Genomic DNA, 14,271 nt, shown 5'->3' with positions numbered 1-14,271 from the left:
CACTGGACCAACTACGCAACGGTGACACCCTCGTCGTATGGAAGCTGGACCGTCGCGGGCGGAGGGTTAAAGACCTGCTGGACTTCGCCGGCGGGTTATGCGACGGCGGAATTGATTTTATCAGCCTGACCGACGCGATCGACACCACGACCGCTTCCGGGCGCTTCTTCTTCAAGATTATGGCTTCCCTGGCCCAGGTGGAGCGGGAGCTCATGGTCGAACGTACCCAGGCCGGCCTGCGGGCGGCGAGGGAACAAGGCAGGGTCGGCGGCCGCCAACGCATCATGACGGATTCCAAAATCCGCTCCGCACGAAAGCTCCTCTGCGAGGGCACTCCGCTCAAGGAAGTCGCCAAAAACCTCGGCGTCTCTGTACCTACCCTCTACCGCTGGGTCCCGGCATCGAAGACCGGCCAAGGTTTCGACTCCGTAGCTGCTGTGGTTGGTGCACGGGACTTCTGAAGATTTGGATGACCGTGCACGGCACTTCTGACATCCAGATGTCAGAAGTCCTCTGCACACCATGGGATGGTGGGCGGCCTTCAGGATGGCACCTTTTCGGTTGAGCGTGAGGGTGAAGATAGCCCGTGCCAGGTCCCGGGCTGAAGCCGACGCGGGCGCCGGCGCGCGGCCGCGGGTAGGGGGCGTGGACGTTTACGGCCATCGCGCTGCGCCTCAGACGCCGCCGCGGCGGATCAGCTTGCCGCTGGGCGTGCGGCCGTCGATCTCGCTGCCGCGAAGGAACGTTTTGCGGACGACGCCGGAGAGCGCTTTGCCGTCGTAGGGCGTGATGGGGTTCTTGTGCTTGAGCTTGGTGACGTCGACGACGAAAGCGTCGTCCGGCGCGAAGATGGAGAAGTCCGCGTCGTAACCGAGGGCAAGCTGGCCCTTGTTGTGCAGGCGGGCCAGTGCGGCCGGCTTCTCAGCCATCCAGGACACCACCTGTTCCAGGGTGATGCCGCGGTGCCGGGCCTCGGTCCAGATCAGGGACAGCCCCAGCTGCAGCGATGAGACGCCGCCCCAGGCCACGGCGAAGTCGCCGTTTTCCAGGTCTTTCAGGTCCAGGGTGGAGGGGGAGTGGTCCGAGACGATGCAGTCGATGGTGCCCTCCTGCAGGCCCTTCCAGAGCAGCTCGCGGTTGGAGGCCTCACGGATCGGCGGGCAGCACTTGTAGGCGGTGGCGCCGTCGGGGATTTCCTCGGCCATCAGGGTCAGGTAGTGCGGGCACGTCTCCACGGTGAGGTGAACGCCGTCGCGCTTCGCACTGGCGATCATGGGCAGCGCGTCGGAGGACGAGAGGTGCAGGATGTGGGCGCGGGCGCCGGTCCAGCGGGCGCGCTCGATGACCTCGGCGATGGCCTTGTTCTCGGCACCGCGCGGGCGGGAGGCCAGGAACGTTTCGTAGTGGTCACCGCCCGGGTGCGGGGCGCGGTCGATCGCGTGGGAGTCCTCGGCGTGGACGATCATCAGGGAGTCGAAGGACTTGAGCTCGGCCATGTCCTCCTCCATCTCGTCCGCTTCGAGGTGCGGGAATTCGTCCACGCCGGAGTGCAGCAGGAAGCACTTGAAGCCGAAGACGCCCTCGTCATGGAGGCCGCGGAGGTCCTTCTTGTTGCCCGGTACGGCACCGCCCCAGAAGCCGACGTCCACAAACGCCTGGTCCTCGGCCACCTCGCGCTTGAGCTTGAGGCCTTCCACGGTGGTGGTGGGCGGGATGGAGTTCAGCGGCATGTCGATGATGGTGGTAACACCGCCGGCGGCGGCCGCGCGGGTGGCGGAGGCGAAGCCCTCCCACTCGGTGCGGCCAGGCTCGTTGACGTGGACATGGGTGTCCACGAGGCCGGGGATCAGGGTTTCGTCGTCGGCCAGGTCAATGACCTGGCCGCCGGTGAGGCCGTTGCCGAACGGTTCGATGGCCACGATCACGCCGCCGCGGACGCCCACTTCACGGGCGGTGATGCCGGCAGTGGTGAGGATGCGCTGGCCACGGATGACCAGGTCAAACGCGAATTCCGTTGCTTCAGTCATTGATGCTCACCTTTGCGTTCCCAGAGTTGCGCAGGTTGGCCGGGAACGGCCAGCCAGTTACGGTTTTCGGGCGGGGCGGTGCGTAGGTGCGGACCTTGGAGGTGGACAGGCCAAGGCGGACCAGGGATTCTGCGATTGTGACTGCGGCCGCGACGCCGTCAACCACGGGGACACCGAGGCGTGTTCGGATCTGCGCATCCAGGCCTGACATCCCTCCGCATCCGAGGACGATGACCTCTGCTTTGTCTTCCTCAACGGCGTGCGTGGATTGGGCAAGGATAGCTTCCACAGCCCGCTCCGGGAATTCTTCAAGTTCGAGGACGCCGAGGCCGCTGGCACGGACGGAGGCACACCGGGCGTCCAGCCCGGCGAGTTTTAGCCGGTCTTCAATGAGCGGCACGGTGCGGTCCAAGGTGGTGACGACAGAGTATTTGTGGCCGAGGAACATGGCCGTGCTGGCGGCCGCTTCAGTGATGTCGACGACCGGGACGTCCAGCAGCTCCTGGAGCCCTTCCCGCCCGTGCTCGCCGTAACCGGCCTGGATGACGGCGTCGAACGGTTCCGGGTAGGCGAGAACGGCGTCCATGACTGCGATGGCCGCAAGGTAGCTTTCAAAGTTGCCCTCGCAGGAGTCGGCGCCGAATCGGGGTGTTAGGCCGATGATTTCTGTCCCGGGGGCAGCGGCCGCGCGGGCCTGGGCGGCAATTGATTCGGTCATGGATGCTGTGGTGTTGACGTTGGCGACGAGGATGCGCATGGTTACTTTCCGGTTGGCTTTCGGTATGGCTGGGACGGCCTCAGTGGAGGCTGGGGACGGCGATCGGTTCCCCGGAAACGTCGTGGAAGGTCCGTTTGCGGTCGGCGACGACGAGGTAGGCGATGGCTCCGATGCCGGCGCCGATGAACCAGGAGAACGCCGCGACCGGTTGCAGGGCGGGGATGAAGGCGATGAGGAGCGAGATGACCGCGGCCGGGATGAAGGCGCCGACGGCCCGCATGTTGACGCCGTTGCGGTAGAAGTAGGAGCCGTTGCTGACTTCGGTGTAGAGCTCGGGGACGTTGATTCTGGTCTTGCGGATGAGCCAGTAGTCGGCCATGATGACGCCAAAGAGCGGTCCGAGCAGGGCTCCGAGGCCGCCGAGGAAGTACACGATCACGGCGGGGTTGTTGTAGAGGTTCCAGGGCAGGATGACCAGGCCGATGATGGCGCTGACCAGGCTGGCGCGGCGGAAGTCGAGCCGCTTGGGCATGAGGTTCGTCAGTGCATAGATGGGGGCTACGAAGTTCGCCATCAGGTTCACCGCGATGGTGAGCACCAGGAGCGCGAGGGCGGCCAGCACGAGCAGGAAAGTGTTGGGGATGGACTGGACGATGTCGGAGGGGCTGCCGATGATGGCGCCGTTGATTTTGAACTGGGCTCCGGTGATGACGACCACGATGATGCCGAAGAACAGCATGTTCACGGGGATGCCCCAGAAGTTGCCCTTGATGATGGACCGGCGGGTGGTGGAGGAACGGGTGAAGTCGCAGAAGTTCAGGACGAAGGTCGCGTAGATGGAGACCCAGAGTGCGCCGCCGGCGAAGATTTCGCGCCACATCGCGCCGCCGGTGAGGGCATCGTGGGTGGACAAAGCGATGGACCCGCCGGCCTGGAGAAACATCCAGATGGCGAGGCCGGCCATGGTGACCAGGATGATGGGCCCGGCGAACGCTTCGTATTTGCGGATCATGTCCATGCCGTACCGGACGATGATGACCTGGACCACCCAGAGGAAGACGAACGCGGCCCAGCCCAGAGTGGACAGGCCCAGGATGTCATTCTTGTCCAGGTCAGCGAGTCCCGGCGCCAGTGCGATAAGCAGCACCCTGAGGACCAGCGAGGCAAGATACGTCTGGATGCCAAACCACACGATTGCCACGCCGCCACGGATGAGCGCCGGAATCTGGGCACCGTGGATCCCGAAGGCGATACGGCTCATGACGGGGAACGGGACGCCCGTCTTGTGGCCCATGAAGCCGGAGAAGGTCAGGAGCAGGAACAGCAGCACCGCACCGACACCAAGGGCCAGCAGGATCTGCCAGGCGCCAAGACCCAGGGCGAAAAGCCCGATCGCGAACCCGTAGTTGCCCAGGCTGTGCACGTCGTTCGCCCAGAGGGTGAAGATACTGTACGCGGTCCACCTGCGCCCGGCCATCTTCGTCGGGGCAAGATCCTGGTTGTAAAGCCGGGCACTGGTCGGCGACAGGCCCAGAGCCTCGGCGCTGACCGGCGGCTGGTGCATGATGGGGTCGTGGTGCTCATGGCGGTGGTGGTCCACGGTGACTTCGGGGACGGCTTTATCTGCGGGACGGGTTGTATCCGGCACCATATTCATGGAAATGCCTCTCTGGAATGAAGATTTTGGCTATACCAAATGCTGTATACGAAGGAGTGGGGACGTGGCCGCACGTCGGCCGGTCGGTCCACCGGGAAAACTGCGCCGGGGAAATGGCGTCAGTAGCCGGAAGTCAGGAAGATCGGATGTACGGAAAATCGTGCAGGTGATGCCAAAGCGACGGCGGTACGGGCCGCCTGTAATTCCGAACCTGTCAGCTGCGGGGATCTGCCCACGGCGATCGGGGTCTGAAGGCGCCGCCGGGGCGATCAGAGCTGGTCAAGAGGAGGCGCATCAGAGCTGCGTTCCTCCCGGCAAGGACCGAACTCGCTTTCAGCCCCGCAGGTTGTGAGATGTACATGGATTCAGACCAATCACTTGAAACCTGCCCTCATCGTTGAGGGCGTAGCTAAACAGTAAGCCAAGTCACACATTTTCACAATAGGAAATAAACTTTCCATCTAGCGGAATGGGTTGAGGAGCCAGCGCAGATGGCTTCGGATATTCTGTGCAAACGACTTCGGAAACTGGCGTTCATGGCCATCACACTGATCTTCTTCTGCCTGACCACGGTCTTCGTCTACTACTACATGGCCGAAACCAACCTGCGCTTCCTGGTGGCACCTCCTCGAGCAAGCTCATTCCGGGCGTCAAGGTCAGCGTGGGCCTGATGGCCTGGCTGAACATTGTGGGCATCCTGATCCTGCAGAAACCCGCGTTCAAAGCACTCAAGGACTTCGAGGCGCAGCAGAAGCTTGGCCTCGACCCGGTGTTCGATCCGCGGCCCCTCGACATCGTGGGAGCCACCTTCTGGGAGTCCTACAAGACGGCCGAGCGCGAGAAGGAACCGGCGCGGAACTAGTGCGAAGTGCACCGTGCACGGCCAGGCCTACTCGGCGATGTCCTCCGACCACAGCTCCGGGCAGTCAGCCTGGAAGGTGCGCATCATGTCCACGCAACGCCGGTCATCCAGGACCACCACCTCAACGCCACGTGAGCGCAGAAGCTCAAGTTCGCCGTCGAACGTGTCTGCTTCCCCCACCACCACGCGGGGGATTTTGAACTGGATGATGGTTCCGGCGCACATGGCACACGGGGCCAGGGTGGTGTAGAGCGTGGTGTCCCGGTAGCTCCTCTGCCGGCCGGCGGCGCGGAGGGCGGACATTTCACCGTGCGCGATCGGATCGGCGTTCTGGACCCGTTCGTTGTGGCCGCTTGCGATGACCACGCCGTCACGGGCCAGCGCCGCTCCGATGGGGATGCCGCCTTCGCTGAGGCTCTTCTGGGCGGCCTGGTAGGCGGCTTCGAATGCCGAGTGGGCGGTGCGGTCCGGTTCCGTCGCGGCGGATTCGTGCTGCTCGTGGCTCATGGCGCCATTCTCGCATGGGCCGATGCCCGCTGCCTTGGCCCGCAAGCCCTGAGCAGGAGAAAGTAGCTACCGGACGATCTCAGGAGTTCACTCTGTCTGAGAGCCCAAACGCCGCGGTGGGTTGTCGAACAGCGGCGCAAAAAGCTCCAACTCGGTTCGAGGTATCCCGCAGGCATCTGCCGCCTGCCGCCAAGCGCCCAACGCCTTCCGCACGGAGGCGAGGATCGTATCCCGTTGGCTGGGTTGAACGAAGTATTCAGCCGAATCGAGGAGTGCAGCCATGGCGTCCTCCCGGCTGGTAGCTCCGTCAACGGCGGTGCTGCGCTCCGCCGCCATATCCGGATTCGGGTTGACGTCGAACGCCGGCGAAAACCGCCAGCCACTGCACCCGCGGAGGAAGCCATGGTTCCGAAGATGGTCACCTGTATTGTTCACCGCGATATTGAAGGCAATCCTCCGGAACAGCCGAAGTCGCTCTCGTAGGGGTCGAAGGCGACGTTGAGCTGATCTCCGAGGCCGAGGACCCGCGCCACGTCGAGGAAGGCCTCGAAACCGACTCCGAGCTCGCCATGTTCGAGCTTGCGGAGCGTGTTGCGACTGAGCCCGGCGCGGTCGGCCACCTGCTCGGCGGTGAGGCCGAGTAGTTTTCGCCAGGTAACCAGCTGCTCGCCGATTGTGCGCGCAGTCCGCTGCGTCTTCAGGGACGTTCTCTTCGTGGCCACATTTCGGATCCAACCAATAAAGGTCATAAACATGACCACTAAGTGCTTTAGTGATTATTTAAGTGACCATAATTTCTCGGCGGACGCATTCTCGGAGCACTTCCCGATCGCTCCGTACGCGGGGTTCCTTGGTGGTCAGGTGCAGGCCGACGTCGTCCATCTTGACGATGAGTGCGACGGCACCGTACACGAGCACGGTGATCACCAGAGCCCCCGATGACCAGGATGCTCAGATTGTACGGTGGGGGCAGAGGTCGACGGCGGCCGGTGCCTCCGCCGCGACGGTCTCCGCCGCACGTGGACTACATGTGGAACTACTTGACGGCGTTGAACGCGTTCACCCGGCCATTTGCCCAGAAAGTGCCGGTGCCGCCAATTTTGTCCGCGGTTGACTCAACCTTGGCGCGGATTGCCGAACTGCCGGCACCAGGGTTGGTGCTCCACGCGAGCGCGGCAGTGGCAGCGACGATGGCCGAGGACACCGAGGTGCCGTTGCCGACGTCGTAATTCAACGACCGGTTGTTGGGCGCGGCCAGCGCGAAATCGTGGTTCGGGAAGGTCGAGTACACGTTGACTCCGGGTGCTGCGATGTCCACCCAGCTGGCTCCGTAGGTTGAGAACGATGCCTTCAGGTCGTTGTTGTCCGTGGCGGCGACGGCAATGACGTTCGGGTATGCGCCCGGGTAGATCTTCGTCTGGTTGCCGCCGTTGCCTGCTGCGGCAACCAGCACCACGCCTTTGCTCCACGCGTTGTTGACCGCAGTTTCGAGGGTGCGCGATGCCCGCACACCGAGACTCATGTTAATGACCTTCGCGCCGTTGCTGACCGCCCAGTTGATACCGTTGGCGAGGCTTGAACTGGAGCCGACCCCACTGTCGTTGAGCACCTTGCCAGCCAGGATGCTGCAGCCAGGGCATACCCCCGCCACGCCCTTGGAGTTGTTGTAAATGGCAGCGACGGTGCCGGCCATGTGGGTGCCGTGCCCGTAATAGTCTTCTGCCACAACGTCGCCGCTCCTGGTTGCTGAGCTGCTGAAGTTGGCTCGGGCAACAACCTGCGAGGAGATGTCTTCGTGGTTGCCGTCGACGCCCGAATCGAGGACGGCAACTTTGATGCCGGCGCCGGTGGTGACGGTCCACGCTTCGACGGCGTCCACATCGGCATCCGGAGTACCTGCGGCTACCTGGATGTCGCCCTTGGTGTTGGTGAACGCCTGCCCGTCGTTCTGGAGCGCGTACTGCCGGGGGAAGTACTGGTCCGTTGACAAGGCGGTGACCTGGTGGTCCGGCTCAGCATATTCAACCGCCGGGTTCCGGCTCAAGGCGTCGATGAGCTGCTGTTCGTTGCCTCCCGGCACCGTGATCAGGTGGGCGCCGGTACTGCCGACGCCGGGCCCTTCACCCAGGCCGTGCTGGCGCAGCACACCCGCGGCGGCACCGCCGTCGCGGAATTTGACGATGATGTGCCCCGCGGCGCCTGAAGGGGCTGCCGCCGCAGCGCCCGGGACGGCACTGGTAATGGTGCCAAGCACCAGGATCATCGCGGCGAGGCCGGCCATAAGCAGTTTTTTCATAGGGTCATCTTGCCCCTGCCCGTTGCTGCTGGGTAGGGGTAAAAGCCCCCTGAAACCCCTGCGGCTGCCGGCTTGGTCCGTTCTGCCGCACCTGGAGACGCGGCCCGTGCCGCCTACGTGGGGGAAGTCCTGGGGAACTTCAACAAGGGGAGGTGAGCGGCGTCCGCAGACGATGCAATAAGTGAGTGGGCAAGAGATTACGACGGCGGGACAGCCCGCCGACGTCGTCCTCCGTCAGCGCTGGTTGCTACCCTCCCCTGCCGCCCCGTGTTCCCCGGCCTTGGACAGCGTGAAGATCCCGTAGCGCATCGCACCGGTGCGGTAGGCCAGGATCAGGCGGGGAATGCCCAGGAAGGTGCCACGGTTGCCCGCGCCCAGGGCGACGCGGCAGGTCCCGCGATCGGCCCACAACAGCGACCTGCACGCTGCCCGGGAAGTAGGACTGGCCACGGCCTTCATCGCACGCCCCACCGAATACGGCCCCTTCCAGACGGCGGACCTCGTGGTCGCTCCCTGAACCGGTCACCTTTCAGTGATGCAGCTTCTCCCGTCCCAGAACCAGGCCTACCCGTTCGCAGCGATAGATTCTGCGATCCGCTTGATAGCTGCGAGCGTTTTCGGGATGCCGTCGAGCGCCTGCTGGGTGCGGTCGGCGATCTGGTCGGAAGCCCCGTCGCCGAACTTTTCCTCGAACATGGCTACCCCGTCCGGCAGGAATTCCCACGACTCGGTCAGCGTCGTCGCGGCATCTACAGGGGTCATAGTGAAGCCCCAGCGGACCAACCTGCCGCCTACCACCCAGGCGAACTCGCGGCCGCGCTCCGCGGCCACTACCTGCGACCGGGTCTCCCAGGTCCGCTGCGGCAGCTCATTGCGCCCGGTGAACCAGGCCCCGGGCTGGCCTGCCGTTTCCTCGTCGTCCCACCAGCACGATGTACAGACGGGGCTCCACTCGCCGGTGCGGGTGATGTCCGAGACCAGGTCGTAGAGGGTCTCGGCTGACGCCTGGACCGTAATGGACTCCTGGTACTGGCGGATGCTGGTCTGATGCATGGGTCCATCCTTACAACCGCTCACTTCTTCTGCCGCCGGCTGCCGCCGTGCCAGTCCTCCTGCTGACCGACGGTGTCCGCGGCGACCCCGAAAGCAGGAAGCTGAGGCTGCTCGCGCAGGCTGCGCTTGAGCTCGGCGAATCCAGGGAAGCGTGCCAGCCCCACCACGTGGTCCCACAACTCGGCGGCCGACTCCCCGTCCGGCAGCCGGCTGATCACCGGGCCGAAGAAGGCCACGCCGGCCGGTGGCTCAAAGTGGATGATGGGTGTTCCCACGTCCTTACCGGTCAGGGCCAGCGCCTCATCCGTTTCTTGCCGAATTTCGAGGTCCCAGGACTCGTCGTCGAGAGCTTCCGCGAGCTCCAGGGGCAAACCGGCCTCGGCGAGGACCGGCTCCACAAACTCACGCGTGCCGCGCCGCTCGCGCACCTCTTCCTCGGTGCCCTGGTCCGTGTCCGGGGCGGTTTCGAAGATGTGTGTGCCGCATGCCTTGTACAACCGGGCGATTGACTCACGGCCGTGCTCCGCACGTGCCTTGGCCGCCACCCGCAGAAGCCGGAGCCCGGCGGTGTGTCCGGCTTCGTACTCGGGCGGAAAATGGGCGTCATAGTCAATATCGGCATTGACCTGGCGCAAGGAGATGAACCGCCAGTCCACGGTGTAGTCACGCTGGGCCTGCACCTGCCGCACCCATTTGCTGGTCATCCAGGCGAAAGGGCAGACCGGGTCGAAATAGAAGTTGATGTCGGCATTCATCTGTCCACCCTTACACCGGCTGGTGACGTACGTCCAATCGGCCGCGCCAACATCGTCAGATGGCCTCGAGAACAGGCCCGGGGCCTATTCAGCAATGTCCTCCGCCCACAGCTCCGGGTTGTCGGCCTGGAAGGTGCGCATCATGTCCACGCACCGCTGATCGTCCAGGACCACCACCTCAACGCCGCGCGAACGCAGGAGCCCCAGTTCGCCGTCGAACGTGCGCGCCTCCGCCAGCAGCAACGGATGGAACGACGACGGCGGGACCACCTGCCGCCGTCGACCTCCGTCAGCGTGCCAGGCCGAGGAAGACGGCGAGCGACTGCTCCACAGCAACCATGGTTGCGGAATCGATTCTGCCTATTCGCTGGCCGAGGTTAGCGCGCCGTCCCGTCGTCAGCTTGTCCACCATGATCTGGCTGCTCTGCGCCAGCCTGCCGGTGCTGCCCTCCGACGTGCCCACGTACAAGCGTTACCGCCTGGACAGCCTGGACAGCCTGGACAGCCTGGAATTATTTGAGGCACGCCGCCTACGCATCCTGAACGCAATCAGGTAGCAACCGCTGCGTCCTCGACTGATCACCAAGTCCGGCATTAACAGCATCGCGAACGACGTGCTGGTTGGGTAGACGTAGCCCTTTGGCGGGCGATGTAAGGTCGGCCCCAAGTGATCCTCAGCCCCGCCGGCCGACGGCGGCGGGCCGTTCAAGGCCCAGGTGTCCGCGCAGTGTTCCCGCGGTGTAGCGGCTGCGGAAGAGACCCCGGCGCTGCAGGACAGGGATCACTTGGTCCACGAACTCGTCCAGGGACTCCGGCAGCAGTGGTGGCATCAGGTTGAAGCCGTCGGCGGCACCTGATGAAAACCACAGCTCGATCTGGTCGGCGATCTGCTCCGGTGTTCCCACCATGGTGCAGTGTCCCCCGCCGGCGGCCAGCCGGCCCAGCAGTTGCCGCACCGTGGGCTTTTCCGCTTCGATGATCCGCAGGATGGTTGTGTAGCGCCCCTGCGGTCCGGTGAACTCACTGGCTGGCGGCAGGGACGGCACTGGGGCATCCAGCTCCCACCCGCTGCAGTCCTGGCCGATGAAGGTGCCGAGCTGCGCCAGCGAGTGCGCGGCCGGGAGCAGCGCGTCCACCTCGGCCTGCCTGCGGCGGGCCTCCGCCTCGGTAGCACCAATGTAGGTGACCAGGCCGGGCATGATCGCCACGTTGTCGGGGTTTCGACCGGCCAGCGCAATTCGCCTTTTCATGTCGGCGTAGTAGTCCTGCGCGGAGGGCAGGTCATACGCCACGGCGTAGATCCCCTCGGCATACTGGCCTGCCAGATCGCGTCCCTGTTCCGAGGCGCCTGCCTGGAACAGCACTGGCCGGCCCTGGGGCGGCCGGGGTACCGTCAGCGAGCCCTCAACACGGAAATGACTTCCTACATGATGCAGTGGCTGAAGCTTGTCCGGGTCAGCGTAAACGCCGGCGCGGTCCATCACCAGCGCATCATCAGCCCATGAATCCCAGAGCCGCACCGCCACGTCGATGAATTCGGCCGCCCGCGCATACCGTTCCCCGTGGCTGGGCATCGCGTCCAGCCCGTGGTTGCGCGCTTCGGCGTCGAACATAGACGTCACCACGTTCCAGCCCATCCGCCCACCGCTGATGTGGTCGAGGGATGCCAACATCCTCGCGGCGTGGAAGGGCGTGTAGAAGGTGCTGGATACGGTGCTGACCAGACCTATCTTGCTGGTGGCACGCGCCATGGCGGCCAGGGCGGTCAGCGGTTCAAGGAACCACCTCGGTCCCTGGTCCGGATCGCCCACGCTGTGGCCGTCGGCGAAAAACACCGCATCGAAGAGTCCACGTTCGGCGCTTTGCGCCAGCTGCTCATAAAAGGCAATGTCGCTAAGCCGCTCGACCGGCGAGTCCGGCCTCCGCCAGGCGGCCCCGTGGTGGCCGCAGCCGAAAAGGAAGGCGTTGAAATGGAGTTGGCGCTGGGTTCCGTCCGTGTCCTGCATGGCCGTCCCTTTCCGCTAGTTCATGACCAGGCCGCCGTCGACCACCAGGTTCTGGCCGGTGACGGAGCGTGCCCACGGGGAGGCGAAGAAGAGGATGGCGTCAGCAAAGCTGGACGGCGTGGTGACCTTGCGCAGGGGCGTGGCGGCGGCGATGTAGTCGAAGACTTCCTCGGGTGTGGCGGCGCTGGCGTCGGTGGTGCGAAGCAACCCGCCGGAGACCATGTTCACCGAGACGTTGTGCTGGCCCAGGTCCGCGGCCATGGTCCGGGTCAAGGCCAGCAGCGCGGCCTTCGCGGCGGTGTAGTCGTGGTAGGGAACCACCGGGTTCTGGAACAGGTTGGTGCCGATGTTGATGATCCGGCCGAACCCGTTCTGCAGCATGCCCGGCAGGGCCTGCTGGGTGGTGTTGAGCGCGCCGCGGACGCTGCCGGAAAACTGGGCTTCGAATTCCGGCCAAGTGATGCCGGCCGCGGAGGAACGGGCGTCGCCATTGAAGGAGAAGTCGGCCAGGGCGTTGTTGACCACGGTGGTGACGGGGCTGCCGAAATGTTCCTGGGCGTCGGTGAGCATAGCGGCCACCTGGTCGGCGTCGGTCACGTCCGCTTGCAGGGCCACAGCCTGGCCGGGACCGTACTTTGCTGCCAGGGCTTCGCTCTCCTCGGCGCTGTTGCGGTAATTGATGACAACCCGGGCATCTTGCTCGGCAAAGGCCTGGACGATGCTGTGGCCGAGGCCGCGTCCGCCGCCGGTAACGAGGACGAGCTGTTCTGGGATTTGCATGGTTTTTCCGCTTTCTATCGGTTGGTGTTCTGACGGCCCCACTGGGCCACAAGTTCTTCGGCGCTGCGCTCTGGATCATCAGAGGCGCAGATGGCAGAGACCACTGCTATGCCCGCCGCTCCGGCAGCACGCAGCGCATCAACGTCAGGGGATTCGATCCCGCCAATCGCTACGCAGGGCAGGGGCGTGGCGGCCGCGATCCGCCCGAATCCGTCAACGCCCAGCGGCGCCGGGTGGTCCGGCTTTGTGGCGGTCGGCCGGATGACCCCTACCCCCAGGTAGTCCACCGTCCCCGGCGGCAGGGCATGCAGCACTTCCAGGTGGCCTGGGGTGTTCGCCGTTAGTCCGACGACGGCGTCCGGGCCTACCAGTGCCCGGACCCGTTCCACGGGAAGATCGCTTTGCCCAACATGGACTCCATGCACGGCGGCCCCTTCCGCGCGGGCGGCAAGGAACACGTCGATCCGGTCATCCACCAGCACCGTAGCCGCGTGCCCGACGGCGTCCGCGGTCTGCAGGACCAGCTGGTACAGATCAGCGGTGCTGGCGGTTTTCTCGCGGATTTGGACTACCCGAACGCCACCGGCCACCGCCGCGCGGACGGTCTCCACCACTCCCCGCGAACCGCACAGCTGGGTGTCGGTCACCAAGTAGATGCCCTCAATACGTCCGGGCGCCCAGTCCCCACCGGTCATGAAATGACCACGCGGGAGGTGAACGTTCGAGCGTCAATACCTGCCAGAGCGTCAAGGAATGCGACGGCAAAGCTGCCCGGGCCGCGGGCGCCGTCAGCTGCCATGTCTGCTGCCACAGTGTAGACGGCGGTGGCCGCCGCAGCAGCAGCCAGCGGATCGTCGTCGACGGCGAGGAAAGCGACGGTGACCGCACCCAGGGCGCAGCCTCCCCCGGTGACCTGGGTCAGATACGGGTGGCCGTTGCTGATCCGGATGACGTCCGTGCCGTCCGTGATGACATCTGTGGGGCCAGAGACCGCAAGGACGGAGCCGTAGCGGCGGGCAAGGCCGCTGGCCGCTTTAAGCGCGGCTTCGGGCCCGTCCACGGCGTCGACGCCGCGTCCGCCCTGACCTTCGCCGGCAAGCGCCAAGACCTCCGACGCGTTGCCGCGCACCGCCGTCGGCCGGTAATTCAGCAGCTCGGCGGCGAGGGCCGTGCGGACCGGCAGAACGCCGACAGCCACTGGGTCCAGGACCCAAGGTGTCCCGGCCTCCGTGGCGGCGTGCACCGCCTCGCGCATGCCGGCCTGCTGTTCTTCATGCGGAGTGCCGACGTTCACCAACACTCCGGACGCAACCCGTGCGAACGGCCCTGCCTCAGCAGGGACATCAACCATCGCCGGTGCCGCGCCTAGGGCAAGCAGCACATTGGCGGTGAAATTCGTCACCACCGTGTTGGTCAGGCACTGGATCAGCGGCGTGGTTTCCCGGACACGTTCGAGCATGGTCCAAGCATGGTTAGGCGTCAGGCGAATAGTCATCCGCGACATCCCTTCGCTAGTCCGAACTAGATCAGGTTCAACGGGTGTTCTCTCAGCCCCTACCAGCAGGGCACCCCGTGTCACTAACGCACAACTCTACTCTCTGGTGGACAGT

The 14,271-nt window shown here is 64.9% G+C and carries 19 protein-coding genes, 2 pseudogenes and 1 riboswitch; of the genes and pseudogenes, 4 read left to right on the top strand and 17 right to left on the bottom strand.

What is annotated here, in order from left to right; all coding sequences use genetic code 11:
- Positions 1-2 precede the first annotated feature (2 nt).
- Positions 3-461 carry a recombinase family protein gene (locus ACQCS0_RS05750; protein WP_426940217.1) on the top strand — a complete coding sequence of 153 codons (459 nt, stop codon included), beginning with the start codon at positions 3-5 and terminating at the stop codon, positions 459-461.
- Between the two features lie 213 nt (positions 462-674).
- On the opposite strand, the gene allB is transcribed toward ACQCS0_RS05750, so the two are convergent.
- From allB to ACQCS0_RS05735, 3 genes are read right to left on the bottom strand one after another with little or no spacing between them, the layout of a single operon-like run.
- The gene (gene allB / locus ACQCS0_RS05745; RefSeq protein WP_354224307.1) at positions 675-2,027 is read right to left on the bottom strand and encodes an allantoinase AllB; all 1,353 of its coding nucleotides are present in this window, start codon (positions 2,025-2,027) and stop codon (positions 675-677) included.
- Positions 2,020-2,784: an aspartate/glutamate racemase family protein gene (locus ACQCS0_RS05740; protein WP_354154053.1), complete on the bottom strand. Its 765-nt coding sequence runs from the start codon at positions 2,782-2,784 to the stop codon at positions 2,020-2,022. The genes allB and ACQCS0_RS05740 overlap by 8 nt, the downstream gene beginning before the upstream one ends.
- A gap of 40 nt (positions 2,785-2,824) precedes the next feature.
- A complete protein-coding gene (locus ACQCS0_RS05735) occupies positions 2,825-4,309 on the bottom strand; it encodes an NCS1 family nucleobase:cation symporter-1 (RefSeq protein ID WP_354154219.1) in 1,485 nt (494 codons plus the stop codon).
- Positions 4,310-4,938: 629 nt separating this feature from the next.
- Between ACQCS0_RS05735 and ACQCS0_RS05730 the strand changes: the two genes are divergently transcribed.
- Both ACQCS0_RS05730 and ACQCS0_RS05725 read left to right on the top strand, forming a co-directional pair.
- Entirely contained in the window at positions 4,939-5,073 is a 135-nt protein-coding gene (locus tag ACQCS0_RS05730; protein WP_354154054.1) for an alanine:cation symporter family protein, read from the top strand.
- A complete protein-coding gene (locus tag ACQCS0_RS05725) occupies positions 5,073-5,264 on the top strand; it encodes an alanine:cation symporter family protein (protein WP_354154055.1) in 192 nt (63 codons plus the stop codon). Before ACQCS0_RS05730 ends, ACQCS0_RS05725 begins: the two co-directional genes overlap by 1 nt.
- Positions 5,265-5,291: 27 nt before the next feature.
- Here ACQCS0_RS05725 and ACQCS0_RS05720 read toward each other — a convergent pair whose 3' ends face one another.
- The 10 genes and pseudogenes from ACQCS0_RS05720 to ACQCS0_RS05675 form a co-directional block, all read right to left on the bottom strand.
- Positions 5,292-5,771 (bottom strand): nucleoside deaminase, encoded by a 480-nt coding sequence (locus ACQCS0_RS05720; RefSeq protein WP_354154056.1) that lies wholly within the window; start codon positions 5,769-5,771, stop codon positions 5,292-5,294.
- Between the two features lie 87 nt (positions 5,772-5,858).
- Positions 5,859-6,206, bottom strand: a complete 348-nt coding sequence (locus tag ACQCS0_RS05715; protein ID WP_354154057.1) for a HipA domain-containing protein — start codon at positions 6,204-6,206, stop codon at positions 5,859-5,861.
- Positions 6,203-6,493, bottom strand: a complete 291-nt coding sequence (locus tag ACQCS0_RS05710; protein WP_354154058.1) for a helix-turn-helix transcriptional regulator — start codon at positions 6,491-6,493, stop codon at positions 6,203-6,205. Before ACQCS0_RS05710 ends, ACQCS0_RS05715 begins: the two co-directional genes overlap by 4 nt.
- Before the next feature lie 124 nt (positions 6,494-6,617).
- Positions 6,618-6,704 (bottom strand): annotated as a pseudogene (locus ACQCS0_RS05705) (DUF808 family protein); the annotation flags it as partial.
- 103 nt (positions 6,705-6,807) lie between these two features.
- A complete protein-coding gene (locus ACQCS0_RS05700) occupies positions 6,808-8,067 on the bottom strand; it encodes a S8 family serine peptidase (RefSeq protein ID WP_354154059.1) in 1,260 nt (419 codons plus the stop codon).
- Positions 8,068-8,301: 234 nt separating this feature from the next.
- Positions 8,302-8,517: a hypothetical protein gene (locus tag ACQCS0_RS05695; RefSeq protein ID WP_354154060.1), complete on the bottom strand. Its 216-nt coding sequence runs from the start codon at positions 8,515-8,517 to the stop codon at positions 8,302-8,304.
- A 114-nt stretch (positions 8,518-8,631) separates the two neighbouring features.
- Complete coding sequence (locus ACQCS0_RS05690; protein ID WP_354154061.1) at positions 8,632-9,120, bottom strand: SRPBCC family protein; 489 nt, start codon at positions 9,118-9,120, stop codon at positions 8,632-8,634.
- 20 nt (positions 9,121-9,140) lie between these two features.
- Complete coding sequence (locus ACQCS0_RS05685; protein ID WP_354154062.1) at positions 9,141-9,875, bottom strand: hypothetical protein; 735 nt, start codon at positions 9,873-9,875, stop codon at positions 9,141-9,143.
- An 84-nt stretch (positions 9,876-9,959) separates the two neighbouring features.
- Positions 9,960-10,106 (bottom strand): annotated as a pseudogene (locus ACQCS0_RS05680) (nucleoside deaminase); the annotation flags it as partial.
- 58 nt (positions 10,107-10,164) lie between these two features.
- Positions 10,165-10,287 carry a hypothetical protein gene (locus tag ACQCS0_RS05675; protein WP_426940094.1) on the bottom strand — a complete coding sequence of 41 codons (123 nt, stop codon included), beginning with the start codon at positions 10,285-10,287 and terminating at the stop codon, positions 10,165-10,167.
- On the opposite strand from ACQCS0_RS05675, the gene ACQCS0_RS05670 reads away from it, so the two are divergent.
- On the top strand, positions 10,286-10,432 hold the full coding sequence (locus ACQCS0_RS05670) for a hypothetical protein (protein WP_426940093.1): 147 nt from the start codon (positions 10,286-10,288) through the stop codon (positions 10,430-10,432). The genes ACQCS0_RS05675 and ACQCS0_RS05670 overlap by 2 nt on opposite strands.
- Before the next feature lie 117 nt (positions 10,433-10,549).
- Here ACQCS0_RS05670 and ACQCS0_RS05665 read toward each other — a convergent pair whose 3' ends face one another.
- From ACQCS0_RS05665 to thiM, 4 genes are all read right to left on the bottom strand, one after another.
- A complete protein-coding gene (locus tag ACQCS0_RS05665) occupies positions 10,550-11,881 on the bottom strand; it encodes an LLM class flavin-dependent oxidoreductase (protein WP_426940092.1) in 1,332 nt (443 codons plus the stop codon).
- A 15-nt stretch (positions 11,882-11,896) separates the two neighbouring features.
- The gene (locus tag ACQCS0_RS05660; protein ID WP_426940091.1) at positions 11,897-12,661 is read right to left on the bottom strand and encodes a 3-oxoacyl-ACP reductase; all 765 of its coding nucleotides are present in this window, start codon (positions 12,659-12,661) and stop codon (positions 11,897-11,899) included.
- A gap of 14 nt (positions 12,662-12,675) precedes the next feature.
- On the bottom strand, positions 12,676-13,356 hold the full coding sequence (gene thiE, locus ACQCS0_RS05655) for a thiamine phosphate synthase (RefSeq protein ID WP_426940090.1): 681 nt from the start codon (positions 13,354-13,356) through the stop codon (positions 12,676-12,678).
- On the bottom strand, positions 13,353-14,156 hold the full coding sequence (gene thiM, locus ACQCS0_RS05650; protein WP_354160141.1) for a hydroxyethylthiazole kinase: 804 nt from the start codon (positions 14,154-14,156) through the stop codon (positions 13,353-13,355). The genes thiE and thiM overlap by 4 nt, the downstream gene beginning before the upstream one ends.
- A riboswitch (TPP riboswitch) is annotated at positions 14,148-14,244 on the bottom strand. (Overlaps the previous gene by 9 nt.)
- Between the last annotated feature and the right edge of the window lie 27 nt (positions 14,245-14,271).

Source organism: Pseudarthrobacter sp. S6 (genome assembly GCF_050156575.1).
Classification (GTDB): Bacteria; Actinomycetota; Actinomycetes; order Actinomycetales; family Micrococcaceae; genus Arthrobacter.
This window is presented reverse-complemented; position numbering and strand designations above follow the sequence as displayed.